Source organism: Lonsdalea britannica, from assembly GCF_003515985.1.
GTDB classification, from domain to species: Bacteria; Pseudomonadota; Gammaproteobacteria; order Enterobacterales; family Enterobacteriaceae; genus Lonsdalea; species Lonsdalea britannica.
This window is the reverse complement of the sequence record NZ_CP023009.1, coordinates 1,814,138-1,840,525: the sequence shown is the minus strand read 5'-3', so window position 1 is coordinate 1,840,525 and position 26,388 is coordinate 1,814,138. Positions and strand designations below refer to the sequence as shown.

General features: G+C 51.7%; 17 protein-coding genes and 1 pseudogene. 12 read left to right on the top strand and 6 right to left on the bottom strand.

Features of this window, described 5'->3' with window-relative positions:
* Positions 1-32 precede the first annotated feature (32 nt).
* The 9 genes and pseudogenes from CKQ53_RS08535 to ddlA all read left to right on the top strand — a co-directional run bounded on the left by CKQ53_RS08535 (position 33) and on the right by ddlA (position 10,464).
* On the top strand, positions 33-1,274 hold the full coding sequence (locus tag CKQ53_RS08535; protein ID WP_094117813.1) for an integrase domain-containing protein: 1,242 nt from the start codon (positions 33-35) through the stop codon (positions 1,272-1,274).
* A 235-nt stretch (positions 1,275-1,509) separates the two neighbouring features.
* Positions 1,510-1,755, top strand: a complete 246-nt coding sequence (locus CKQ53_RS08530; RefSeq protein WP_118894890.1) for a helix-turn-helix domain-containing protein — start codon at positions 1,510-1,512, stop codon at positions 1,753-1,755.
* Between the two features lie 791 nt (positions 1,756-2,546).
* Positions 2,547-3,413, top strand: a complete 867-nt coding sequence (locus CKQ53_RS08525) for an integrase domain-containing protein (RefSeq protein ID WP_094117814.1) — start codon at positions 2,547-2,549, stop codon at positions 3,411-3,413.
* Positions 3,414-3,498: 85 nt separating this feature from the next.
* Positions 3,499-3,576, top strand: a pseudogene (locus CKQ53_RS18710) (YagK/YfjJ domain-containing protein); the annotation flags it as partial.
* Positions 3,577-3,968: 392 nt separating this feature from the next.
* On the top strand, positions 3,969-4,934 hold the full coding sequence (locus CKQ53_RS08515; protein ID WP_094117815.1) for a retron St85 family RNA-directed DNA polymerase: 966 nt from the start codon (positions 3,969-3,971) through the stop codon (positions 4,932-4,934).
* Complete coding sequence (locus CKQ53_RS08510) at positions 4,912-6,504, top strand: AAA family ATPase (RefSeq protein WP_094117816.1); 1,593 nt, start codon at positions 4,912-4,914, stop codon at positions 6,502-6,504. Before CKQ53_RS08515 ends, CKQ53_RS08510 begins: the two co-directional genes overlap by 23 nt.
* Positions 6,501-7,130 carry a retron system putative HNH endonuclease gene (locus CKQ53_RS08505; protein ID WP_118894888.1) on the top strand — a complete coding sequence of 210 codons (630 nt, stop codon included), beginning with the start codon at positions 6,501-6,503 and terminating at the stop codon, positions 7,128-7,130. The genes CKQ53_RS08510 and CKQ53_RS08505 overlap by 4 nt, the downstream gene beginning before the upstream one ends.
* Positions 7,131-8,089: 959 nt before the next feature.
* Complete coding sequence (mltB, locus tag CKQ53_RS08500) at positions 8,090-9,172, top strand: lytic murein transglycosylase B (protein ID WP_094117818.1); 1,083 nt, start codon at positions 8,090-8,092, stop codon at positions 9,170-9,172.
* A 191-nt stretch (positions 9,173-9,363) separates the two neighbouring features.
* Positions 9,364-10,464 (top strand): D-alanine--D-alanine ligase, encoded by a 1,101-nt coding sequence (ddlA, locus tag CKQ53_RS08495; RefSeq protein WP_118894885.1) that lies wholly within the window; start codon positions 9,364-9,366, stop codon positions 10,462-10,464.
* Between the two features lie 137 nt (positions 10,465-10,601).
* Here ddlA and CKQ53_RS08490 read toward each other — a convergent pair whose 3' ends face one another.
* Positions 10,602-11,186 (bottom strand): GNAT family N-acetyltransferase, encoded by a 585-nt coding sequence (locus CKQ53_RS08490; RefSeq protein WP_094117819.1) that lies wholly within the window; start codon positions 11,184-11,186, stop codon positions 10,602-10,604.
* A gap of 293 nt (positions 11,187-11,479) precedes the next feature.
* On the opposite strand from CKQ53_RS08490, the gene nifJ reads away from it, so the two are divergent.
* The gene (gene nifJ, locus CKQ53_RS08485) at positions 11,480-15,013 is read left to right on the top strand and encodes a pyruvate:ferredoxin (flavodoxin) oxidoreductase (RefSeq protein WP_094117820.1); all 3,534 of its coding nucleotides are present in this window, start codon (positions 11,480-11,482) and stop codon (positions 15,011-15,013) included.
* Between the two features lie 297 nt (positions 15,014-15,310).
* Positions 15,311-16,462 (top strand): L,D-transpeptidase family protein, encoded by a 1,152-nt coding sequence (locus tag CKQ53_RS08480; RefSeq protein ID WP_085651337.1) that lies wholly within the window; start codon positions 15,311-15,313, stop codon positions 16,460-16,462.
* 176 nt (positions 16,463-16,638) lie between these two features.
* Here CKQ53_RS08480 and CKQ53_RS08475 read toward each other — a convergent pair whose 3' ends face one another.
* Together CKQ53_RS08475 and CKQ53_RS08470 are read right to left on the bottom strand one after the other, a co-directional pair.
* Positions 16,639-17,649, bottom strand: coding sequence for an AI-2E family transporter (locus tag CKQ53_RS08475; protein ID WP_085651336.1), 1,011 nt, complete (start codon positions 17,647-17,649; stop codon positions 16,639-16,641).
* Positions 17,650-18,363: 714 nt separating this feature from the next.
* The gene (locus CKQ53_RS08470; protein ID WP_085651335.1) at positions 18,364-18,756 is read right to left on the bottom strand and encodes a transcriptional regulator; all 393 of its coding nucleotides are present in this window, start codon (positions 18,754-18,756) and stop codon (positions 18,364-18,366) included.
* A 765-nt stretch (positions 18,757-19,521) separates the two neighbouring features.
* Here CKQ53_RS08470 and acs point away from each other — a divergent pair.
* A complete protein-coding gene (gene acs / locus CKQ53_RS08465; protein WP_094117821.1) occupies positions 19,522-21,480 on the top strand; it encodes an acetate--CoA ligase in 1,959 nt (652 codons plus the stop codon).
* Positions 21,481-21,526: 46 nt separating this feature from the next.
* On the opposite strand, the gene CKQ53_RS08460 is transcribed toward acs, so the two are convergent.
* The 3 genes from CKQ53_RS08460 to lpxP form a co-directional block, all read right to left on the bottom strand.
* A complete protein-coding gene (locus tag CKQ53_RS08460) occupies positions 21,527-23,173 on the bottom strand; it encodes a Na+/H+ antiporter (protein ID WP_085651333.1) in 1,647 nt (548 codons plus the stop codon).
* Positions 23,174-23,419: 246 nt separating this feature from the next.
* Entirely contained in the window at positions 23,420-24,787 is a 1,368-nt protein-coding gene (locus CKQ53_RS08455) for an NCS2 family permease (RefSeq protein ID WP_094117822.1), read from the bottom strand.
* A gap of 351 nt (positions 24,788-25,138) precedes the next feature.
* Complete coding sequence (gene lpxP, locus CKQ53_RS08450; RefSeq protein ID WP_085651331.1) at positions 25,139-26,065, bottom strand: kdo(2)-lipid IV(A) palmitoleoyltransferase; 927 nt, start codon at positions 26,063-26,065, stop codon at positions 25,139-25,141.
* Positions 26,066-26,388: the final 323 nt, after the last annotated feature.

Here is a 26,388-nt window from a genome sequence, read left to right as displayed (position 1 = left end):
ATCTAGCGGGTACCTAAATGATGGAGGTACCTATGGCACGGTTAACAAAACCCCTCACCGATACGGAGATCAAAGCCGCCAAACCACAGGAGGCGGATTACACACTGCATGACGGCGACGGTCTGCAACTGCTCATCAAAAGCAGCGGCAGGAAAGTCTGGCAGATGCGCTACTACCGGCCTTTAACCAAAAAGCGCGCAAAACTGACTTTTGGGCCTTATCCCGAAGTTACTCTGGCCGACGCCCGGCAACGCCGTACAGCGGCCCGCGCCCTGCTGGTAAAAGATATTGACCCTTATGAACACCAGCTTTCATTGCGCAAGCAAGCGCTGGAAACCCAATCCAACACCTTTAAGGTCGTTGCCGAACGCTGGCTACAGCTAAAAAGGAACAGCGTCACCGCCGACTATGCCTCCGATATCCGGCGCTCCCTCGAAAAGGATATCTTCCCCGCCATCGGCGATATCAGCATCACGGATATCAAAGCGCGCACGCTGGTGCAGGCTATTCAGCCGGTACAGGCCAGAGGCGCGCTGGAAACGGTAAGACGATTATGCCAGCGGATTAACGAGGTGATGGTCTATGCCATGAACGTTGGTCTGATCGATGCGGCTCCCAGCGTCAATATCAGCAAGGCGTTCGAGAAACCGCAGAAAAAGCACATGCCCAGCATCCGCCCGGATCAACTACCGCAACTGATGCAAACAATGCGGCTGGCAAATATCGAGTTACCGACCCGCTGTCTGTTTATGTGGCAGCTTCTCACCCTCACCCGCCCTGTCGAAGCCGCTGAGACGCGCTGGCAAGAGATCGATCTGGACGCTAAAGAATGGCGCATTCCGGCCGAACGCATGAAAATGAAGCGGGTACATATCGTTCCGCTGTCAGAACAGGCGCTGGCGATTCTGGCGCTAATGAAACCCTTAAGCAGCCACCGGGAATATGTTTTCCCCAGCCGCATTAAACCGTTACAGCCAATGAATAGCCAGACGGTCAACGCCGCGCTAAAACGCGCCGGATTAGGCGGCATTCTGGTATCACACGGCATGCGATCCATTGCCAGTACCACGCTCAATGAGCAAGGCTTTCCGCCTGATGTCATCGAAGCCGCCCTCGCCCACGTAGATAAAAATGAAGTACGCCGGGCCTATAATCGCAGCGATTATCTGGAACAACGTCGCCCCATGATGCAATGGTGGGCCGACTTTGTGAAAGCGGCGGACAACGGCAGTGTGCTGGAAGGCGGGATCCGGGGACTTAAGGCAATTGGGTGATTGTATGAAGCCGTGTTTTCTCTCCCGCCTCACACCATAAGCAAGTGATGGTGTGAGGCGGGAGACGCGTTATTTTTCGCTCATCGTCAATGGACAAATCCTCAACCCCACGTCTTTAGTAACTCTTAAGATAAAGTCACTTAACGGATGCTAAAAAGGAAGAAATTAAAAATATGCCTTAGTCAGAACAAACAATTTCATCGCCTCTGACGGGCATCAACCTAGGTGACTTCGTATGATTGAACAAGACTGGCATCCGGCAGATATCATCGCTGGTTTAAAAAAGAAAGGCACAACGCTGGCTGCGGTTTCCAGAGACGCGGGACTCGCCTCTTCCACTTTGGCAAATACACTGACGCGCCATTGGCCTAAAGGAGAACGCTTAATCGCCGAAGCCTTGCATAAACGCCCTGAAGAGATCTGGCCTTCGCGTTATAACAGCGGACAGCATCAACAATACCGAGATGGAACCTCGGATTAGCCACTAAAAATTTACAAAATTTTTTTCATCCTGGTAGTGGATTTAGACGCTCCTTACTGGATTTCTATGGAATAGAAATCCAGTAAGGAGCCAACAAGCGCAGCGCGTTAGCCGCTTGATATACGGATTTTGGCGCAGTAAATTATCAGTGCGATACCGCTGCTGCAAGCAGCACTCCCATGTTGCCACGACCTTGAAGGCAACGCGCAGGACTAACCTGTGTGGTCGATTCCCAACCCGCCCCGCTACCAGTTTGCGGGTGATCGCTGCGGCGATAGTAGCTACCTTATCCCAACGCCTTAGGGCTGCATCCTTTTTGCTCTTAGTGAAGCAACTGCTTTTTGTATACGCACTGATGCGTACAACAACCTTTATTGCTGGCGCAGCCGTCTGCGGTCTTTTGCTGCCTCAGTAAATGCATCCATGAGGCAGCGGCGTCACTTCATACGGCGGAAAGCCGTTGCAAGTGACGCCGCGAACAATCTCTGCGCCAGCCCTCGCGCCATAGCGCTTTGCGGCGCGACCTGTCATCTGACGCACATTTTCTGCGTCAATTCTCATCAACCCACTTATCAGAGGAGGACTGAACCGATACCTGAGGCGGGCTTTTAGCCTGAGGGGATTACCCTGCTGATGCAGGCGGCTGCACCGAGTGCATAACCGATATCCCCGCCATACCTCAACCGCTGCCGCTCCGGCGCGCAGGTATTGTTCAGTGCGGCACGGTAAATCCGTGTCGCAAATCGCCGTGCGCCGGAGAACAGAGGTTATTGAGGATGGGGGGATAACATATGTCACGATTAAGTCTGGAAATGCAGACGCTGGCCCGACAGGCCGGCGGCAGCCATAAGACGGTACATGACCGACTAAAAATTGCAGAGCGGCTTGCCAGTCACCTGCTGTCTTTGAATATTCAGATCCGCACGGTACAGCATCTGAAAGCAAAACATATCGAATGCTATATCGCCGAACGGTTAGAGCAGGGAATTACTCTGCGCACGCTGCATAATGAAATGGCGGCAGTGCGGGTAATGCTGCGCACCGCCGGGCGGGACAAGCTGGCGGATGCGGAACGGCTGAGCAATAAGACGTTAGGCCTGAGTGGCGCCAGCCGGGACGGTACGCGGCAAGCGATTACGCCGGAGCGCTATCAGGCGGCGCTGAAAGCCCTGCAACAGAAAGACGCTGGGCTGGCGCTGACGCTGCAACTGGCTCGAATGATGGGCCTACGATCACAGGAAGCGGTGCAGTGTTTGCAGTCGCTCCAGACATGGGCCAAAGCGCTGGAGCGAGGTGACGAGCAATTAACGGTGGTATTCGGCACCAAAGGTGGACGGCCCCGACAAACGCGGGTTCTGGATCGGGAAGCGTTAACGCAGGCAGTGTATCAGGCGCTGACGATTGCTGCTGCCCGCAACGGTCGGCTGATTGATAAACCGGATCTGAAAAGCGCCATTAATCGCTGGCGCTCGCAAACCGCTATGGCCGGACTAAAGGGGCAATATTCCCCGCACAGCCTGCGTTACGCATGGGCGCAAGATGCGATGCGCTATTATCGGCAGCAGGGATTCAGTAAACGGGAAGCCAGCGCGCTGGTGTCAATGGATTTAGGGCACGGGGATGGGCGTGGGCGGTATGTGGAGCGAGTTTATGGCTGATGGCCTAGATCAGGATTGGTACGAATGTCTTGGTAGGGAAAATATCTAAAGGTAAACGGTTCAGTTTGCCAGAATACTTACACGGGCAAAAAAACATTCCCAATCGGGGAAATGTCATTACCACGTTTATCTGCTGTTCAACAAAGATGCCTACTACTATTTGCGAACGATATGGAAAATTAATCTTACCTACGAACAGCCGGCACAGCTTTAAGCTAGATTCTAGATTTCATTTCCTCACTCAGTCACGTGCCTACTACTGCTGGGTAAGACCATGTCATTTATTAGAATAAAGAGAAGGATTGATGCACACAAGCTTATACGTTAAACTGACCAAGCCCTTTAGCGTTCAGACGGTTACGTCTAGTCGGGCGTTAAGCCAGACTCTAACTTATTGTGGGGTTTCGTGGTTGCGGTAGTCGTTCTTCGCATCCACTCCCCTAGTCGTGGATGCGAAGAACGACTACCGCATCCTTTAGTAAAGGGTTGTGGCAAACTGGAGCGTTCAGTTTGCCACGTTTTACTGGCTTTTTTGAATTTGCTTGAGGATTCTGCATGCGCCTTAACCTTTATGCGAAACTGATTGAAATTCAACCACGTAGTCGTAGGCAGATAGATAGATTTCTTGCCAATGCCCCCAATAAATACAAAGTATACACTATACCCAAACGAGACATTGGGGAAAGAATTATCGCCCAACCATCACGAGAGCTTAAGAAATTCCAACATTACATTATAAGTATTCTAGAATCTCTATTTGAAATACATACAAGTGCTATTGCTTATAGAAAGGGCACAGGAATTAAGCAGAATGCCAATATGCATTCTGCCAACCCTTATATACTAAAAATGGATTTCTCTAACTTCTTTAACAGCATCACGCCTGACCTCTTTTTTTTAGCATGTAAATGGAATAACTATTCCCTCAGTGCCGCCGAAGAGAGACTACTTACCAAAGCTCTTTTCTGGAATAAATCTAAAACGCAGGATGGTAGGCTCGCATTAAGCATAGGAGCCCCTAGCTCACCCCTTGTCTCCAATATTATTATGTATTTATTTGATGAGGAGTTTAATACGCTATGCAAAGACAATGGAATAGTATATTCACGATATGCCGACGACCTGACATTTTCTACCAGCCATAAAAATTTATTATTTTCCCTACCAGACAAAGTGAGAGCTTTTCTTTTCAAACATTATAATAATAGGATCACCTTGAATGAGCGAAAAACAGTATTCACTTCCAAAGCTCATAATCGCCATATTACAGGGGTGACACTAACTAACGAAGGGACTTTATCTGTCGGAAGGGAGCGTAAAAGGCTCATATCCTCTTTAGTTCATAAATATAAATTGGGTTTACTTGAACCTGATATGGTTTACTACCTTCAAGGATTATTATCTTTTGCCTCATACATTGAACCAAACTTCAGATTCAGACTGGCAAGAAAGTACTCTGCTGAAACCATTACTAAACTTATTAAACTAAGGAAAGCAGATGGAAAATTTAAAAAACAGTAAATTCAATAAGATCGAGGCAAAAGCTCGCAAGGGTGACATAGATGCAGCTTTTCAGCTATACAATTTTTATCTAAATGGTAAATATCTAGAGAAAGACTCAGAGAAAGCCCAAGAATACTTGGATTTAGTACTATCCCAATTTCGAGATCAAAAAATTAGAATTGCATCATTATCTTTGCTTAATTTTAGAATAGCCGAAAGATTATCGATAAGATTTAATAATGAACACACGCAAGTGCTTATTGGTAATAATGGTGCGGGGAAAACTACCGTACTAGACGCCATTTCACATAGCTTAAGCTGGCTTATCAGACGCATTGTCAATAGCGGAGGTAAAGGTAGGGATATTGATAAATCAGATATCACTATGGGGAATAATGATGGTTACAGCTCAATTATCACCAAGCTGACACTTTACAAAGATTATTCTCCTACTTTAGAGCTATGCGAAGTCGAAGAAGGCAGTATTGTGAAAAAGAAGAGTTATTACTCTGACTTCACACAACTGGGTAATTTATACAAGTTATCCTGTGATTCTGATGATAAATTTGAACTTCCATTATTTGCATACTACGGTGTTATGCGCTCTATGGATATTAATTCTAAAGATATGGTCGAATTTGACGAGACCACTGCAAATGAAATCCAAAATCGTTTCGATGGCTATAGTGGTTCAATAGCTGGTAAAGCTGACTTCAAAGCTTTTTTCCGTTGGTATAAGCGACTTGATGATCTGGTCAAACACGAGAATCAGAATGTTCCACAGACAGATTTGAAATTTATTTCAATGCTGGAAGAACTTGCTGATTCAGATCCTCAAGCAAAGAAAGTGCTTAATAAGTTACTTTCAAAAATGAAACCACAATCGGAACCAGAAGAAATAAGCTATGCAGCAAAAACTCAAAGAATTATAAATAAAACAATTCCTTTTTTTATGGACGGATTTAGTAATCTAAAAGTTGAGCTAAAACCTACCCTTCACCTTTCAATTGAAAAAGAAGGAATAAAAACCAATGTATTGCAGCTATCACAGGGTGAAAAATCATTACTTGCGCTAATACTTGATATCACTCGACGGCTAGCAGCGCTAAACCCTGACTCTGAAAATCCATTATTGTGTTCTGGCATAGTTTTAATCGATGAGATTGATTTACATCTTCATCCAGAGTGGCAACGAAATATCATAAAAAAACTGGAAACAGCGTTCCCAAACTGTCAGTTCATAGTTACCACTCACTCACCTCAAATTATCAGTGAAATAAAACATGATCAGATTTTTATTTTAGGGAAAGATGAAAGTGGAAATTTTAACTGTTTTTCTCCAGATCAATCTTACGGGCTGACATCAAATGATGTCCTCAATGAAATTATGAAAACTGGAGATAAAACTTTAGTTCGTTCCCCAGAGGTCCAGAATGGTATTGACGAAATTTTCTCTCTCATATCTAAAGGCGACTTAGAAAGTGCTAGCAGGAAGATTGCTGAAATGGAAAAGGAATTACATGGTGAAATCCCAGAACTGGCGAATGCCAAATTTGATATTGAGCTTCATGGCTGGGATAAAGAATGAGAGCGATTGAAAAAAGTCATGAGCCACGCTCTCTTGCACAATATCGAGTGAAAAACCGGGAATATGATGGGCCTAATTTTACCCCAATTAAAGTGGAAATTAGGACCTACCTACTAGCAGAACAGGGCTATCTATGTGCATATTGCATGAAAAGAATATCAACTGACTCAATGAAGATTGAGCATTGGGCATGCCAGCACGATCATCCAGAACTTGAATTATCATACAAAAATATGCTTGGATGTTGTATGGGTAATGAAGGCAAGCCAAAAAATCTACAGACTTGCGATACTCGCAAAGGTAGTGACTGTATAAAATTCAACCCATCCGAACCGAATCATCATGTGAATGATCTTATAAAATTTCATGGGGATGGTAAAATTTATTCAACTGATAGCGAATTTAATATTCAATTAGTCAAAGTGCTTAATCTAAACTCAGATAGACTTGTCCGTAACCGTACCCTTCTTATCGACTCCATACGTAAGGAGCTCAACGCCAAAAAAGGTAAAAGAACAAAATCAGAAATCAAAAAGCTCATTGCCGTTTATCTAGAAGTTGACACTGATGGGAAATTAAAGGAATACTATGGCGTTGCCATTAATTACCTTTCAGCAAAAATTTAGAAAATTAATTATTCAACAAATTATACATAACAGCGACTCCCTAGAATTTTACTATGTTTTTTCATACAGCCTTGAGCCCCAACACTTTATACTAACATGTTAATAGGTAACATATAGTGGAAAGTTTTTCATTTTCGTAAATATGCCGTCTACTATAATATTTACTTCTATGTAATGATCATTACTGTTAATACAGTTTATTCGAAGATTAATTACCTTATCCAACAGCAAGAAGGAATCACATTTCCACAATAGCCCAGCGCAGGATATTTTTTCGAACGAGGTCAGCTGTAACACGTCAATCCTAGAAGCTAATTTCCTTAGCTTGGCATGTACTTCATTCAGGTTATCAGATGGAAGAGTAATTCCTTTAACCAGCGATAACTGTCAACAAAGTTGATAGTTATCGACCATATGAAGAAAGAAATTATTTTTCTAACTCGCCTGTAGTTGTCTCATGAAACTAAACACTTGCTAATTTGCGCTCATCAAAATGATGAAAAAATCTTAGGCACCTCATTAGGCACCAATATAAAATTAAATAAAATTTAATTATTTAAAATCAATGAATTACAACACAAATTCAACTCCCCCCAGCCCAATTTAGACATCGGTTATTACCAGATAAGGCCGATGAAGTACGAAAAGCCAGCACGGCGCAAGTCCTCCGGGCTTTTTTGCGTCTGATGGACATAGTGCAATCCTGTAACTTTCACAACGTCAGGTACCTTCTTAGGTCACACCCTCTGCGCAAAAATCCGACCAAATGTGGCCCAAAACAAACATCCTCCCCTTTCCCCCAATCCACCACCAACACATCCCTAAAAGTTATTGCGAGAGCAACCAGAGAAAACCACCGCCTGAATAATTCACTGAACTATTCGCATTTAACTAACCGTTTTTCAGCGTGATGAGCTAACATTCCAACATCCAACTTTCCCAAATTTTATGGATTTCCGATGCGTCGTCTGGTTGCTTTATTGCCCCTTATCGTGTTGCTGCAAGCCTGTAGCAGCAAGCCGGCCTCTTCCCTGCCTTCGGACACAACGATTAAGCCGTCTGGCGGTTTTTTTAATTCCCCCTCAACCGGCTTTTTAAACGGAGATTTCGCTCATAATCCGGACGTCGATCGCTTCATCGATCATATGGTGAATGAGTATGGGTTCGAGCGTGAAAATCTGCACCGCGTGCTGGGGCAAGCGCAACGGCTGGACAGCGTGATCCAACTGATGGATCGCCAGGCCCCCTCACCGACCACCGCGATTCCGTCCAACATCCCTAACGGCGCCTGGCTGCGTTATCGTAAGAAATTCATCACGCCCGACAATGTGCAAAATGGCGTGATGTTCTGGAACCAATATGAAGACGCCCTGAACCGGGCGTGGCAGATCTATGGCGTGCCGCCGGAAATCATCGTCGGGATTATTGGCGTGGAAACCCGCTGGGGCCGCATCATGGGGAAAACCCGTATTTTGGATGCGTTAGCCACCCTCTCCTTCGCCTACCCGCGCCGCGCCGCCTATTTCAAAGGCGAACTGGAACAATTTCTGTTGATGGCGCGGGAAGACGGGTTTGATCCGCTGACGCTGCGCGGTTCTTACGCCGGTGCGATGGGATATGGGCAATTCATGCCTTCCGCCTTTAAGAGCTATGCCGTGGACTTTAATGGCGATGGCATACCCAACCTGTGGGATCCCGTCGACGCCATCGGGAGTGTCGCCAACTATTTCAAAGCTCACGGTTGGGTTCGCAATGGTCAGGTGGCCGTAGCCGCCAACGGTCAGGCGTTGAGTCTGGATACCGGATTCAATACCCGCTACTCCGTGAATACGCTGTCCGCCGCAGGCCTGTCGCCGCTCGAACCACTAACCGGCAGCAAGGAAGTGAGTCTGCTGCGTCTGGATATGGGGAATCGCTACCAGTACTGGTACGGACAACCCAACTTCTACACCATCACCCGCTACAACCACAGCACCCATTACGCCATGGTGGTCTGGCAGTTGGGCGAGGAAGTGAAAATCGCCCGCAGAAGCCAACTCTGACTACGTTATCTGCCCGCCTGAGATGTTGAATCGACTGGCGGGGACTTAGGCGCTTAGGCGATAGTTTCTTCGCTTGCAACGTAAAATCGGATTTCCCGGAATGATTCCCTTGCGCCCAGTGACGTTGGCTGTTTTAGTGAGAAGCATCGATCAAGGCTGGGGCAAAGACCTCGCATAACGGAAAGAGTGATATGACTAAGATTCGAGTTGGCGTGGTGTTCGGTGGTAAATCGGCAGAACACGAAGTGTCGCTGCAATCCGCCAAAAACATCGTGGAAGCCATTGATAAGGATAAATTCGACGTCGTTCTGCTGGGTATCGACAAGCAGGGCGAATGGCATATTAATGATGCCTCCAACTATCTATTGAATGCAGACAATCCGGCGAAGATAGCTCTTAACCGTTCAAGTCAGCATGTCGCCTTGATCCCTGGTCAGGCCAACCACCAGTTAATCGATACGAAAAGTGCGGACGCCCTGTCCCAGATCGATGTGATCTTCCCGATCGTTCACGGCACATTAGGTGAAGATGGTTCTCTGCAAGGACTGCTCCGAATGGCCAATATCCCGTTCGTCGGCAGCAGCGTTCTGGGCTCGGCGGTCAGCATGGATAAAGATGTGACCAAGCGACTGCTGCGAGATGCCGGACTGCTGGTCGCCCCCTTTGTGACGCTCACCCGCGCAAATCGTCGCCGTTTCGACTTCACCACCATCACGGCTAAACTCGGCCTGCCGCTGTTTATCAAACCGGCCAATCAGGGCTCTTCCGTCGGCGTTAGCAAAGTTAAAGACGAAGCGTCATTCCGACGCGCGGTCGATCTGGCGTTCAGCTATGACCATAAGGTGCTGGTGGAGTCCGCGATCGTTGGCCGTGAAATTGAATGCGCCGTCCTGGGCAACGATTTTCCGCAGGCCAGCGTGTGCGGCGAAATCGTCCTGCACGACGAGTTCTACTCTTACGATACCAAGTACATCGATGAAGACGGCGCAGGCGTCGCTATCCCGGCCCCGCTGCCGGAAGTGACCGACGAACGTATTCGGGCCGTGGCGCTGCGCGCTTTCCAGACGCTGGAGTGTCAGGGAATGGCCCGGGTCGATGTATTCCTGACGCAGGATGACGAGATCATCATCAACGAAGTCAACACGCTGCCCGGTTTCACCAATATCAGCATGTATCCCAAGCTGTGGCAGGCGAGCGGTATTGGCTATACCGCACTGATAACTCAGCTCATCGAACTGGCGCTGGAGCGCTATTCACAAGACAACGCACTACAAAGCTCAGTCCGCGACTGACGCTCATCGACATCGGGCAAGTTGATAACTCATCTTGCCCGATTCACCTTCTCGTTCCTGGCGATATCGCGCAAACAATCTCCGTTCCCCCTCATCTGGACTCAGCATTCGAGCCCCCAATGCCATCATCACGACGCTTATCCCGCAAGCGCATCATCTTGGGTCCTCTCTTCGTCGCTGGTCGCGCTCCTCAGGTAAAAAGCCACCGATTCATATTGTTGTAACTCGGCGATATACAGATGCTGACTGCCCAACAGCTCAAATCCGCTTTTCAGCAGCACCTTGCCAGAGGCGGTATTACCGTCTTTATGACAGCCATATAATCGGTCTAGGCCAAGTTGCCCAAACGCGAACTGACATATCGCCAGACAGGCTTCCGTGCTGTAGCCGTATCCCCAATATTCCGTCCCCAGCCAATAACCGACCTCCGGGTAAGCGCTATCCAGCGCCGACAGCGAAATCGCGCCTATGACCTGTCCTTCTGGTCGCAGACATAGGGCAAACGTTATGCTTTTTCCGCTTTGCCAGTTATCGTCCAGAGATGCAATCCACGATCTTATGAGTGACTGGGGGCAAGGATAAGGTATATGCACGGCCATAGCGGCGATGCACGGATCACTTTCCAGCAGTATGAACAACGTTTCAGCATCGGCATCCCGCAGCGGTCGAAGCGCCAGACGCGGTGTATCGATGAACGGCTGTGGCGGCTTTTCTTTTGTCATAATGTCTACCTTACGCGCGCTCCCCACAGAAATGAACGGGACAGTAAGGATTCAGTGGCGACACAGGAAAAAACAGTTCCCGTATTCGTCGCAAGGATGAACGTTTTCGCCGGACCTGTTATGATCCAAAAATGGTTCGTCTTGCTGTAACAATATTGCTACATACTGTCTGCAGTTGGAATTGAACAGATTTTTAAGACAACTCCGCGCGCAAACGGCTGTATAACGATCAGTCTTCGCGGTGATAAAACCCGCCCCACAAGGTAATTCGCTCAGCAATTGAAGGTTAAGTCATGATCACCACCGACGGTAATAACGCAGTCGCATCCGTGGCCTGGCGAGCTAATGAAGTTATCGCCATTTACCCCATTACGCCCAGTTCGACCATGGCGGAGCAGGCAGCAGCCTGGTCCAGCGAAAGCCGCCGCAACCTGTGGGGAGACACGCCGCGCGTGATGGAAATGCAGTCGGAAGCCGGCGCCATCGCGACCGTGCACGGCGCACTGCAAACCGGGGCCCTGGCGACCTCTTTCACATCGTCGCAGGGACTGTTGTTGATGATCCCGACGCTGTACAAACTGGCCGGTCAGTTGACCCCCTTCGTCCTGCACGTTGCCGCCCGAACGGTTGCAACCCATGCGCTGTCCATTTTCTGCGACCATTCCGATGTGATGGCCGTACGCCAAACCGGCTGTGCCATGCTGTGCGCCAGCAACGTTCAGGAAGCGCAGGACTTTGCGCTGATTTCTCAGATGGCCAGTCTGAACAGCCGCTTGCCTTTTATTCATTTCTTTGATGGTTTCCGGACCTCTCACGAAATCAACAAGATTGAACCGCTGAGCGACGAACAGATCCTGCGACTGCTGCCGCAGAAGTCGATTGATGAGCATCGTGAGCGAGCGCTCACACCAGAGCGTCCGGTCATTCGCGGAACGGCGTCCAATCCGGATACCTTCTTCCAGGCGCGTGAAGCGACCAATACCTGGTACAACGATGCCTATCAGCATGTTGAGCAGGCGATGGATGACTTCGCCGCCGCAACCGGTCGTCAGTACCATCCGTTTGAGTACTACGGACACCCGGAAGCGACCCGCATCATCATCCTGATGGGCTCCGGCGTCGGCACCAGCGAAGAAGTCATTGATACGCTGCTCACCCGTGGCGAAAAAGTTGGTGTGGTGAAAGTCCGTCTGTACCGCCCGTTCTCCGCCCAGCACCTGCTGGACGTGATCCCGCAGACCGCTCAGAACATTGCCGTACTGGACCGAACCAAAGAGCCGGGCGCGCTGGCCGAGCCGCTGTATCTGGATGTCATGACCGCCGTCGCCGAGGCTTTCTCACGAGGTGAGCGCCCACTCATGCCTCGCGTGATCGGCGGCCGCTACGGCCTGTCATCTAAAGAATTTACGCCGCAGTGCGTCGAAGCCATATTTAAAGAGTTAGCGCTCGCCAACCCGCGCCCGCGCTTCACGGTGGGTATCTACGACGACGTGACGAATCTGTCACTGCCGCTGTCCGACCTGCCGATGCCGACGCAAGCGTCGCACGAAGCGTTGTTCTATGGTCTGGGCAGCGACGGCACCGTGTCGGCCACCAAGAACTCCATCAAAATCGTCGGTAATTCCACGCCGATGTTCGTGCAAGGCTACTTCGTGTATGACTCGAAGAAAGCCGGCAGCCTGACCGTATCGCACATGCGCGTCGGCCCGACGCCGATTAATTCCGCGTACTTGATCGAACAGGCCGACTTCGTGGCCTGCCACCAGTGGCAGTTCATTGATAAATACAGCATGGTCGAACGTCTGAAACCGGGCGGAATTTTCCTGATTAACACGCCTTACAGCAGCGAAGACCTGTGGCATCGCCTGCCGCAGGAAGTGCAGGCGGGGCTGAATCAGCGTCAGGCGCGCGTCTACTGCATCAACGCGGCCAAGATCGCACGTGATTGCCAACTGGGCGCGCGCATCAATACCGTCATGCAGATGGCCTTCTTCCACCTGTCGCAGATTTTGCCGGGCGAAGATGCGCGAGAAAAACTGCGCACCGCCATCAACAACAGCTACGGCAGCAAAGGCGTGGAACTGGTCGAACGTAACTGGCGCGCGCTGGACGCCACGCTGGAAGCGCTGGCGGCCGTGCCGCTGGAGCCGGTCAACCCGAGCAGCCCGCAGCGCCCGCCGGTCGTCTCCGACGCCGCGCCCGACTTCGTCAAAACCGTGACCGCCGCCATGCTGGCCGGACTGGGCGACACCCTGCCCGTTTCCGCGCTGCCGCCGGACGGCACCTGGCCAACGGGCACCACCCGTTGGGAAAAACGCAACATCGCGGAAGAAATTCCGTTGTGGAAAGCCGACCTGTGTACCCAGTGCAACCATTGCGTCGCCGCCTGCCCACATGCCGCCATCCGGGCCAAAGTCGTCCCGGCGGAAGAGATGGAGAGCGCGCCCGCGTCCCTGCAATCGCTGGATGTGAAGGCCCGCGACATGCGCGGCCAGAAATACGTCTTGCAGGTCGCGCCCGAAGACTGCACCGGCTGTAATCTATGCGTGGAAGTGTGCCCGGCCAAAGATCGTCAGAACCCTGAGATCAAGGCCATCAACATGGAGCCGCGTCTGGAGCACGTCGAGGAAGAGAAGACGCATTACGACTTCTTCCTGAAGCTGCCGGAAATCGACCGCAACAAGCTGGAACGCATCGACATTCGTACGTCGCAGCTGATTACACCGCTGTTTGAATACTCCGGCGCCTGTTCCGGCTGCGGTGAAACGCCGTATATCAAGATACTGACCCAGCTGTACGGCGACCGTCTGCTGGTCGCCAATGCCACGGGGTGCTCGTCGATTTACGGCGGTAACCTGCCAACGACGCCGTGGACCACCGATGCCAACGGCCGCGGCCCGGCTTGGGCTAACTCGCTATTCGAAGATAACGCCGAGTTCGGTTTAGGCTTCCGTCTGAGCGTGGATCATCATCGCCAGCGCGCCCAGCGCCTGCTGAACCAGTTGGCGCCTCAGTTATCCACCGAACTGGTCGCGTCTCTGCTGGAAGAAAATATTAAAACCGACGACCGTCGCCAGCAGATCGAGCAGTTGCGCCAGCAGTTGGCCACACTGACAAGTCATGAGGCCCGTCAGCTGGCGGAAGAAGCCGATCATCTGGTCGAGAAATCTATCTGGCTGATCGGCGGCGATGGCTGGGCTTACGACATCGGCTATGGCGGTCTGGACCACGTCATGAGCCTGTCGGAAAACGTCAATGTTCTGGTGTTGGATACGCAGTGCTACTCCAACACTGGCGGCCAGCAGTCCAAGGCGACCCCGCTGGGCGCGGTGACCAAGTTTGGCGAGAACGGCAAGCGTAAAGCGCGTAAAGATCTCGGCATCAACGTCATGATGTACGGACACGTCTATGTCGCGCAGATCTCGCTGGGCGCTCAGCTCAACCAGACGATAAAAGCCATTCAGGAAGCTGAAGCATGGCCGGGTCCGTCACTGATTATCGCCTACAGCCCGTGTGAAGAGCACGGCTACGATCTGGCGTTCAGCCACGATCAGATGCGTCAGTTGACGGCGACCGGCTTCTGGCCGCTGTATCGCTTTGACCCGCGACGCACCGCGGAAGGCAAACCGGCCCTGATGACGGACTCGCGTCCGCCTTCCGCCAGCCTGAGCGATACGCTGCTCAAAGAGCAACGATTCCGCCGCCTGAATACGCAGATGCCGGAAGAAACGGCCCTGCTGTATGAAGAAGCCGAGCTGGATCTGCGCCGACGCTATGACTTCCTGAATATGATGGCGGGCAAAGCCGAGAAAAATACGCAGGAATAACAGCTAGTAAGGCAATCGCTACGCCCTGTGCCGACACTCCGGCGCAGGGCGTTTTTTATGGCGGGCAGGCTTATCGACCGCATCACCCCCATCTAACGTCATCCCGGTCAGGAAGACATCTCGGTCACTTTTTCATGCCAAAAACGAGCCGCCGCGCTTGTGGGCTTCAAAAAATGTGATTAGTTACACATGTTGTTTCCCAATTAAGACGATCTGCCCATATAATGCGCACAGGTCTCTATTGACCCCAATAACCATTTCCGCCGGTATGGCTTCACACTCAATTAAGATCCCAACATGAGTATTCGTGCGATTCTGACGTTCGTTTTGGCTGCTGCCAGCTTTAGCCAGGCAGCTCTGGCCGTAGTCTATCCTCTGCCTACCGGTAAAAGTCGGTTGGTGGGTGAAAACATTCACTTTACTATCCCCAGCGATAGCACCCAGCCTCTTGAGCATTTCGCCGCCCAGTTCCAGATGGGGCTGAGCAATATGATGGAAGCGAATCCGGGGATTGATGTTTACCTGCCCAAACCCGGCAGCGACATGACGATCCCGCAGCAGCTGATCCTCCCGGATACGCCGCGTCAGGGGATTGTTATCAACAGCGCAGAGATGCGTCTGTACTATTACCCGAAAGGCACCAATACCGTCGTTGTACTGCCGATCGGCATCGGCGAGTTAGGTAAGGATACTCCGATCAACTGGGTGACCTCAGTACAGCGTAAGAAAGATGGTCCGACATGGACACCGACTGCCGCCATGCATGCTGAGTATGCCGCACGCGGTGAGACCCTGCCTGCCGTCTACCCGGCCGGTCCGGATAACCCGATGGGCCTCTATGCGCTGTATATCGGGCGCCTGTATGCCATTCATGGTACCAATGCCAACTTCGGCATTGGCCTGCGCGTCAGCCACGGCTGCGTACGTCTGCGTGCCGACGACATCAAATACCTGTTCGATCATGTGCCAGTCGGCACCCGCGTGCAGTTCATCAATGAACCGGTGAAAGCGACGACGGAACCCGACGGCTCGCGCTACCTCGAAGTTCACCACCCGCTGTCACGCACCGTGGAAGAATTCAATGCCGACACGCCGGTTCCGCTAACGCTGACGCCTGCCGTGACCCAAATTCTGGCTGATGCCAGCGTGAACGAAAGCACGGTTAATCAGGTGATTCACGATCGCCTGGGCATCCCGCTTAAAGTGAACGGCCCGGCCAACGATCCTGTTTCACCGGCTGAGCCACAGAACGCCGCGCCAGTCGCGCCGCAGACCGTACAGCAGGCCGCGCCGGAAGCCGCGACGCCTGCCGCGCCAGAGGCCAATCCTCAGGAAGCGCAGCCGCAGTCTGAAAACGTGCAACCGGAAACGACTACGCCGGATGCGACAGCAACACCGGAAGAGAACGACACGGCAACGGCGCCTTCAGAGCAGCCAAGCCAGTCTTAATACCAACCACAGGGCGGCGCACAGCCGCCCTGTTCTTCGCGTTACCCCTTTCTCTCCTTTCAGGTTCTACTGACTCGATACAGCCAACGCTGTACGGGCTCAACAGACTGTGCACGAAGGAAAGTGCGCAAAGCGGCCATCCCTTATTGAATGGCCGGTATTCAGGATAAGCATGGTTAGATAAGCGCAGCCTGCTTCAGCTCACTCTTCAGATAGGCGTAATAGATAGGGGCGGCGATCACGCCGGATAAACCAAAAGCGGCTTCAAACACCAGCATCGCCAACAAAATTTCCCAGGCATGAGCTTTGATCCGCGTTCCGACGATCTGCGCATTCAGGAAATATTCCAGCTTGTGGATCAGCATCAGGTATAGCAGAGCGCTCAAGGCCGTCGGCAGCGAGATTGAAAGCGCGGAAATGAACACCATCGCATTAGAGATCAAATTTCCGACCACTGGCAGCAGGCCGAAAACGAACGTCAGCACGACCAGCGTTTTTGAAAACGGCAGATGGACCCCAAAGGCCGGCAGGACACCCAGTATAAAGATGGCGGAAAGGATCGTATTCACCAGCGAGATTTTCACCTGCGCGAAGACGATATTGCGGAATGACGCCGATAGGAGTGCGATCCGATGAAGCAGCTCCATTTTAAGCAATGGCTTGTCCACACGATGATCAACGTTATACAACGAGATGATCGCCCCCAGGATCATGCCTATCAGCATCGTCACGAAGCCGTGCAGGAAGCTTTTCCCTAAGTTCTGCAAAATCGCCACGTGCTGTTGTAGCCACTGGATCACCTCTTGCTGAAGTTCTTCAACGCTGACCGGCAGGTAACCTGGCAAAAATGTCATAATCTGGGATTGCACATCACCCAGAATGTACGCGATACGCGCATTGAACACGCGGGTGTCCCTCATCTCCTGCATTAACAACCCCACCAACGCAGCAAACGTGACGCTGAGCAAGCTAACAACCAGCGCGCTGATCACCGCGACAACCGCCAAACGGGCTCGCTTGCCGCTGATGACCTTCTGAAAATGAGGGGTCAGCAGGTTGATGATTTCGTACACCAGAAAACCGGCGATAAAACAAGCCAGTAAACGCAGCTGAATCAACAGCAGCAATCCTCCCATGATAAAGACAAAACTTAACAAGCGGGCTTGTTTCAAATTCAACAACTGCATGATGGCGTCCTGTGTCCGTAATGCTGCGTCAAAAGCATCGCCTTCCTCTGTTCACTGATACAGAGAACCCCCAAGAAAGAGCGACGATCTGACAATGAAATGCTTTTTCCGCAATTATTCTTAGCGTTTTACCTCAGAAACACCAGCGGCAATTTGCCGCCGTTCCTTGCCTAACGTCCGATCGAGGCTGACTACGCTGTCAATGCGGCAGACGCCTGCGCTGGCTCTCCTCGCCATCATCTTACCCTTACCGGTCACCCGCCTTATTAAGCCACTACGATAATTAATATCACTGGTAATATTAGGGTTATTAGTCTCTAGGGAATAACGATCAATTCATTAAAATATCAATTCATTTTTACACGTTGTAATAACAGGATTGCATCTCCCGGAATCATTTGACCCAATAATTAGGGATATGCCTTCGCTAACTTAATGAATAATAGAGGGGCGAGAGGGGTTAGCTCAGAAAGTATTATTCTAGACGTAGACGATAACGAATAAGAACATGAGAGATAAGTAAATATTATTTATGAGATATGGCATAGAAATGTCTAAAGGCAGCGTGGTCAACTCCCTCTACTTACTTATTAAGTTCTCTAATTAGAAATAAAATTTTCATAAAACGTAGGTATAAATTTCCCAACGGGCGGACGACAGCGATACAAAACGTATATCTGTCGTTCCCACGAGAAATGCCACGAGGAGTCTGAGTCAGGAAGCCAGACCCGGCTTCAAGAACACACCGCCATGATTAAGGATGATCAACGACAACACACGGCTTTCCACATTTAGCTTGGAGAAGGTCAGCGTGCTGATCGGCTTTTTCATAAAGCCGTCCGCAAGCAGGTCACAGCTGACATGCGTGCTCAGCATATGCTTATCGGCGATGAAGTCCTGGAAGGCAAACTGCACGTTGATAGGCAGTATTTCGTCAATCGACGCCGGATTGCTGGCATTCGGACGCAGGCCAAAATGGGCGTTAAATGCAGCATTGGCGCAGAGAACCTTGCATTTTTCGTCAATGATAGCGACCGCCCGGCGGTCATTATGGATCGGTGTACTCAATATGCCGATGATGTCATTCCGCCCAAATATCAGACTCATTGTTTCCTCTGCTCGATATCAAGCTGTATAGAAAATGATAAAGCCAGGCATCAGTTCGGCCAGACAGAGATGGTCACCCTGATGATGGCAATCCTCAACCCGTCAGAAAACTTTCCGACAGATGAAAAAACAAACCGTGCCAAAAATAGCATCAAGCCTCTGAATTATGTAGAGCGAGTTCTACCATTCATTCATTGATTCTTTGTGCTTATTTATAATGAATTAACAAATTGTTTCTGAGCTATTCCTTAAAAGAATACTCATATGTTTATTACTAAAGCGAATTGAATATAGCTATCTTGATCATCGATGAAGCCTTTTCTATAAGCCCCTACCCGACGAACCAAATATATACCACATTCCGTTAACTCGATCCGTTCATAAGTCAAGACTGCGGCACTATACCTCAATTCCTTTAAATCTAATCGGCCAAATAGGCGCGATCTTTACCCCATTTGATCGCATACGCCGATCAAATTCTTATTAAGAATAGTTTAAATCAATGATTGTTAGGCAATGTAGCTTTTTAATTACAGGAGTAAAAAAATCATCTTTGTATTCAATGAAATGTGATGTTGGTCACTATTTTTAAATCCCTTTTAACGATCTCTTTTCTATTGTCATCGATTTATTTTGGTTTCTGAAACATTAATCGTAGTTGAGTAATCCGTGATCCTCCGCCCAAAAAGCAAACAAATTCGATCCTCAAAATGCATTTAACCATTTGTTGACATATTGTTAACACAAAGACAAGGGAGATGCACGATGAGCCAGCACAAACACTATCCTGTCTCCACCCACATCGCGGACAAGGCGCTGATCGACGCTGAACGCTACCGTCAGCTGTATCAACAATCCATTGACGATCCCGATTCTTTTTGGCGCCAGCAAGGAAGGATAGTCGATTGGATTAAACCCTACCAGTCGGTTAAAAAAACCTCATTTCATCCGAGCCATGTCGATATTCGCTGGTTCGAGGACGGCACGTTGAACGTGTCAGCGAATTGTCTGGATCGCCATCTACCGCATGCCGCCGACCAAAAGGCGATTATCTGGGAGAGTGATGACGGCAAACGCACCCGAAGCCTGACCTATCGGGAGCTCCATCAGGCGGTCTGCCGATTTGCCAACGTATTGAAAGCACAGGGGATGGGTAAAGGCGATGTCATCACCCTCTATATGCCGATGGTGCCGGAGGCGGCCATCGCGATGCTGGCCTGCGCCCGCATCGGCGCGATTCATTCCGTCATCTTCGGCGGCTTCTCGCCGGAGTCCATCGCTGGACGACTGCTCGACTCCGGCAGCCGAATGGTGATCACGGCGGATGAAGGACGGCGCGCCGGTAAAACGATCCCGCTAAAACAAAACGTGACCGACGCGTTAAGCAATCCGCGGCTCAGTCAGGTAAAGCGGGTGATCGTGTTTCAGCATACCGGCAACGCCGTAGTGTGGGAGGACGATCGCGATTGCTGGTGGCACACGTTAATGGATCAGGCGGACGAGGACTGTCCCCCGGTAGAGCAGAAAGCCGAAGATCCGCTGTTTATTCTCTACACTTCCGGCTCAACCGGCACGCCCAAAGGCGTGCTGCATACCAGCGGCGGCTATCTGGTCTACGCGGCCCTCACCTTCCAATACGTGTTTGACTATCATCCCGGCGATATTTACTGGTGTACCGCCGACGTCGGATGGATCACCGGTCACAGTTATCTGGTGTACGGACCGCTGGCCTGTGGAGCTACCTCGCTGATGTTTGAAGGTATTCCCAACTGGCCAGATGCCAGCCGTATGGGACAGATCGTCGACCGGCATCAGGTCAATATTCTATATACCGCGCCCACCGCTATTCGCGCGCTGATGGCGGATGGCGATAAAGCCATACAGGGATCAACGCGCCGAACGTTGAAGACCATCGGATCCGTCGGGGAACCGATCAATCCTGAAGCCTGGGAGTGGTATTACCATAAAATTGGCAATGGCGACTGCCCGGTCGTCGACACCTGGTGGCAAACGGAGACCGGCGGCATCATGATTACCCCGCTGCCGGGCGTGACCGATCTCAAACCCGGAGCCGCCACTCAGCCTTTTTTCGGCGTCAAACCCGCGTTGGTCGATGGTCAGGGTCAGATGCTGGAAGGCGAGTGCGAAGGCAATCTGGTCATCACCGACTCCTGGCCGGGACAAGCCCGTACCCTATTCGGCGATCATGCACGCTTCGAGGAAACCTACTTTTCTACCTTCAAAGAGTGTTATTTCAGTGGGGACGGCGCACGGCGCGATGAGGACGGGGATTACTGGATCACCGGCCGCGTGGACGATGTGTTGAACGTTTCCGGCCACCGGCTGGGGACAGCGGAAATCGAATCCGCGCTGGTCTCTCATCCTAAAATTGCCGAAGCCGCCGTCGTGGGGGTGGAACATAGCGTGAAAGGACAGGCGATTTATGCCTACATCATGCTGAATCACGGCGAAAAACCGACGGCGGAACTGCATGAGGAGGTGCGCGCGTGGGTGCGTAAAGAGATTGGCACGATCGCCACTCCCGACGTTTTACACTGGGCGGAAGCCCTGCCAAAGACACGTTCCGGCAAAATCATGCGTCGCATCCTGAGAAAAATTGCCAACGGCGAAGGCAATAAGCTGGGCGATATCTCCACGCTGGCGAACCCCAGCGTCGTCGCACAGCTGCTGGAGGAAAAACCGCTCCCGGATGCGCCACTCTGATGAAACACCCCATGACGCTCGCTCTCGCGCCACGGGGATATCCGGCCTAGACCTTCTCGATCAACACCGCTTCCAGCAGATCCAGCTCACGCAGCATCTTTTGCAGCGTTTCATTGCTGATCTGCTGTGTGGCGCGCAGATGATAAAGTTCGGCGCGCTCCGCGTTGACGGCCGCCAGCCGGAAACGGCGCTCCAGATTTTCAATCGCTATACTGGCTTCCAGCTCATCATTGCCGGTCACTCGCCGACGCAGCATCCCGATGACCTGCGCACAGACCTCATTCAGCACCTGTTCATCGATATTATCCTCACGATCGGCGGCTAGACGCTCCTGCATTTTCAACAGGCTGTCGATGGCGACTTTGGCCATCGCCGTGCGAGCCAGGCGTTCCTCTTTTTTATGCGAGCTTTTGTCCGTCATGACAATGCCTTTGAGCAACAACGGCAGCGCAATGACCCCGCACATCAATGAAAACAGGATGACGCCGGTCGCGATAAAGACCAGCTGATAACGTGAGGGGAAATCACTACCGTCGCTCAGCAACAGCGGGATGGACAGAACACCGGCCAGCGTGATGGCGCCGCGCACCCCGGCAAAAGAGACAATCCATAGCTCACGAGAGGTATATTCCGCGAACACCATCGGGCGTTTGTTCTGGATATGCAGGCTGTAATGCTTCATCAGCCAGACCCAACTGAAGCGCAGCAGCAGCAATGCGCCGTAGATGATGGCAATATCGGTAAACAGCATCCAGGTTTCAATCGTCGGGTCTCTCTGCGCCTGAACGATCGACTCTTCCAGCACGCTCGGCAACTGTAACCCCAGCATCAGAAACACCATGCCGTTAAACACAAACTCCAGCATGGACCAGACGCTGTTGGCCCGCAGACGCATGTTCAACGGCGCGCTGCGCATCATGCCCGAGCGGCTGATCGTCATTCCCGAAGCGACCGCGGCCAAAATCCCCGACACGCCCAAATGTTCCGCAATCAGATAAGAGGCGAACGGCAACAGGAGCAGCAGCACAATTTGCGTCGCGGCGTCGTCATCGCTCCAGCGGCTGATCAGCCCCAGCGATTTACTGTAAACCCAGGTAATGGCGATCCCCGCCAGCAGGCCGCCGAGAGCCACCTGCAAAAATTCCAGCGTGGCGCCGTGCACGGTAAACACCATCGTGCCCATGGCGATAGCAATGGCGAATTTGAGCGAGACCAGACCGGACGCATCGTTCATCAACGCTTCGCCCTGGAGGATCCCCATCAGTTTTTTCGGGATGCGGTCCTCGCCGACGATGCCGGACAACGCCACGGCATCCGTCGGCGACAACACCGCCGCCAGCGCGAATGCGGCCACCAGCGGCATATCAGGCACCATCCAATGAATGAGATAGCCCATCCCGACGACGGTGATAATGACCAGCGCCAGCGCCAGCCCGAGGATCTCTCGCATATGGCGCAGAAATTCTCTCGTTGGCGTCTTCCAGCCGTCGGCGAACAACAGCGGCGGGATGAACAACACCATGAACAGTTCAGGATTGAAATCGACATGCAGACCAAATTTAGGCCAGGCCAACATCGCCCCAAGGGCAATCTGCATGAGTGGCAACGGTATCTGAAAGGGCAGAATACGCGTGATAACGCCGGACAAAGAAACCACCAACGTCATAATCAGGATGGTGAAAAATATTTCCATGCTTTCCTTAATGCTTGCTGTAACCGATCAACGCGCTAACACCGGTGAATTGACGTGACATGTTTCTGGCGGGGCCGCGTAAGGAACAGGCCTTAAGCGTCGTTCGAGCGATGTCGTCATCGACCTAAGAAAATAATAACAGATGGAATGCGATGAAAAGGCACCGAAAAAGAAAAAACGGAAATGAACCTGTAAAAAAGGGGAACCTCATGTTCCCCTCTGGGTATGACGTTGTCTGAAACAGTATTACAGCGCCCAACCGCCGGCGTAGAACACCACCAGTGCAATGGCGATGATCACCGTGCCGACGTTCAGCTTGCGCCATTCGCCGGAGAAAACACGGCCCAGTACCAGCGAGCCGAAGCCCAGCATGATGCCGGTCACGATATTACATGTCAGCACGATGAAGACGGCGCAGACCAAACCGGCCATCGCGTCGACGAAATCGTTGAAGTCCAGCTTGGACACGTTGCTCAGCATCAGCAGACCGACATACATCAGCGCAGGCGCGGTTGCATAGTTCGGCACCAGATAAGAGAGCGGAGACAGGAACAGCATCAGCAGGAACAGTACGCCAACCACCGTTGCCGTCAGTCCCGTACGGCCCCCCGCCGCCGTACCGGCCGCGGATTCAATGTAAACTGCCGCTGGCGAGGTCCCCATCAGGCTGGAGAAAATGCTGCTTACGGAGTCCGCCGTCAGCGCACGACCACCGCTGATAATCTGACCATCTTTATCCAGCAGGTTTGCCTGCCCCGCGACAGCGCGGATCGTACCGGTCGCGTCAAAGACCGCCGTCATCACCAGCGCCAATACACTTGGCAGGACGATAGGCTGCAACGCGCCTTTGATATCCAGATTGAAGAACAAGGACTGACCGGAGGCATCACTCAGGCTCGGCAGCGCGAACAAACCGTGGTAGGTCACGTTCGGATCAAAAATCAGGCCGAGTGCGGAGATGGCGATAATCACAATCAGAATACCGCCGGGAACGCGGCGTTTTTCCAGACCGATGGTCGCCGCCAGACCCAGCAGCGACATCGCCACCGGAAACGACGTGAACTGGCCCATCGCGACCGGCAGACCGGCGCCCGGATTTTTCACGACCAGACCGATGCCGTTGGCTGCGATGATCAACAGGAACAGGCCGATACCGATACCCGCACCGTGCGCCACGCCCTGCGGCAGGTTACGCAAGATCCAGGAACGGATCCCCGTCGCGGAGATAATGGTAAACAGCACCCCCATCATGAAGATGGCGCCCAGCGCGACGGGCACGCTGATATTCTGTCCCAGCACCAGGCTGAACGCAGTAAACGCGGTCAGAGAAATCGCGCAACCAATCGCCATCGGCAGGTTAGCCCACAGGCCCATCAACAAAGACCCTACCCCTGCGACCAGACAGGTGGAAACAAACACCGCGGCAGGCGGGAAACCGGCTTTGCCCAGCATGCCGGGGACAACGATAACCGAGTAAACCATCGCCAGAAACGTGGTAAGACCCGCCAGTATTTCCTGACGTACGCTGCTGCCTCGTTGATCGATTTTAAAGAAAGCATCGAGTGCGCCACGCGGACGGGCAGCCTCATCAGCCTGACGAGAAGAATTGGACATGGTGGTATCCCTTGCTAAGTCATTATTATTAAGCCTCTGTGCATCCAGACAACACGGTCATTCGGACCGGCCAGCATGGAAAGACGCAGAGACTGAGCCAGAATTTAGCTAACGTCATGCCGTTTATCCCTTGCCTAAGACAAACAACATGGGCCATCACCAGCGGCAGAAACGTCCCCTTGAGCCCCGACAACGGCGGGGCAACGTCTGCTACCGTAAAGTAAGCCTGCGATTATCCCGTTTTTGGGATAAGAATTTCAAAAACTATTTATTTATCGCACCGACATTCTTTCACGATCAAAGACGGGCAACCGCCATGAGCGGTTGCCCGTCTTTGTATTGATGAGGCCATTAGAGGTAGAGCGAGGCTTCTCCCACCGGTCGCGTTTTAAAACGGCGATGCAACCAGAGGTACTGTTCAGGCGCGCGCATAATCTCCTGCTCGATCACACGGTTCATGTAGCTTGCCGCCTGAGTTTCGTCGTCTTGTGGATAATCCTTCAGCTCGGGTTGAATCACCAGCTGGTATCCCTTGCACTTGGGTTTGCGGATCAAGATGGTGGTCACCATCGCCGGCTGATTAGCCAGTTTGCTAATCGTAAATGTTCCGCTGGTCGTCGCCGCCTTCGGGACGGCGAAAAACGGCGCAAATACGCTGCCGCGCGGGCCATAATCCTGATCCGGCGCGAACCAGACCGCTTCGCCGCGTTTCAACGCCTGCACCATGCCGCGTAAATCTTTGCGGTCGATCATGGCTTTATTAGAGCGGGAGCGTCCCCAGGTTTGTACCAGCTCCATCACTTTATTATTGTGAGGCCGGTACATCGCCATCATGGGTCGGCATAATCCCATCGCCCTGCCGCCCAGTTCCAGGGACATGAAATGTACGCCAATGACCATCACGCCACGCTGTTCACGCCCTGCCTGCTGCAAATTCTCCAGCCCGATAACTTCGCACCAGGCGCGTACGCGGCGATCCGACCAAAACCAGGCCATACCGGTTTCCATGAGCGCCATGCCCAGTGAAGCAAAGTTTTCTTTGACGATCGCTTCGCGCTTTTGCGGCGACATCGTGGGAAAGCACAGTTCGAGATTGCGGCGGGCGATGCGGACCCGGCGTTTCAGGAAGAAACGCGCGGCGTTGCCCATGCTGCGTCCGGTGTACATCAGCAGCGGGTACGGCAACTGTACCAGGAGATATAAAAGGGCCAGACCAAACCAGACGAGCCAATAACGGGGATGGAGTAAATCTTTGGTGAATTTTTTGGTGGTGCTCATTGCTATCATCTCGTAACGCCATACTGGAATGACAGCCGTTCTCAGCCGAACCATGCCAGAAATGACAAAAAACCGTTAATTCTTTACCACGCCGACCGGCAAATCCGATTCAAGCAGAATGGTAACAGCAGAGAAAACACTCGAACCCAGGCAGGCCAACCATTGTTGGTAAAACTATATTACCTGAAAATAGTCCGCGCCGACGCACAACTTAACGCCATAACAAAGCCTGAAACGATAGGGATATCGACTGTTAGAAGGAGAATGCGCCCTTTGGGTCACATTTACACTATGACTGCCGCAGCCAGTGTAACATGCTGACC